A 605-nucleotide genomic window follows, 5' to 3' on the forward strand; every position below is an offset into this window, starting at 1 on the left:
CGTTTCCGGCCCGAGCCCGCGCGCGGATGCGGGTACGGCGCTAGCCGGCTCCGGCTCGGGCGTCGGTTCCGATGCTTCGGGATTGTTTCCGCTGCCGGGTATCATGAACACGATCGTCAGCACGTTCAAATCCGACAGCGTCGGTGTGGCGCGGGCTGAACAGATCGGGGTCAGCAAGGTTACGAATGTCGGCCAGACGTCGCTGGAGAGCGTCGGAAAGTTCAAGAAGATTGCAGTCGGTGAAGAGTTCGTCATCGAATGCGGCGATTCCAAGTTCATCATGAAGGCGAATGGCGAGGTCATCATTCTTGGCAAGACCTTCAACTTCGTGGCGACGGATCATTTTCAGCTTCGCGGCAAGCCGATCGATCTGAACTGACGGAGGCCGGGTCTTGGAACTTCAGAACCGCCTGCCGTTTCCCGCCATGGCTTTCCGTCAGTTCGATGCCGAAGGAGGGCTCGATTGTATCGTCTCCGTGCGTGCAACATTCATGCATGCTCAGGGCGGTTCGCTGGATGTCGCAGCCGAGCAGGAAAGTTTTCAGTGGGAGGATGCCTATGAGGGCGATCCGCACCAGACCGTCCTCCTGCGCCAAAGCGATCTT

At 59.0% G+C, this 605-nt stretch carries 1 protein-coding gene and 1 pseudogene; both read left to right on the forward strand.

The genetic code is table 11. From position 1 onward, the window contains the following. A pseudogene (locus tag ACQZ5K_RS27065) lies at window positions 1-379 on the forward strand (type VI secretion system tip protein VgrG); the annotation flags it as partial. Window positions 380-392: 13 nt separating this feature from the next. Beyond that, the coding region (locus tag ACQZ5K_RS27070; RefSeq protein ID WP_448742085.1) for a DUF2169 domain-containing protein at window positions 393-605 on the forward strand (213 nt) is incomplete at its 3' end.

It is taken from the genome of Agrobacterium sp. 22-226-1 (assembly GCF_053522345.1).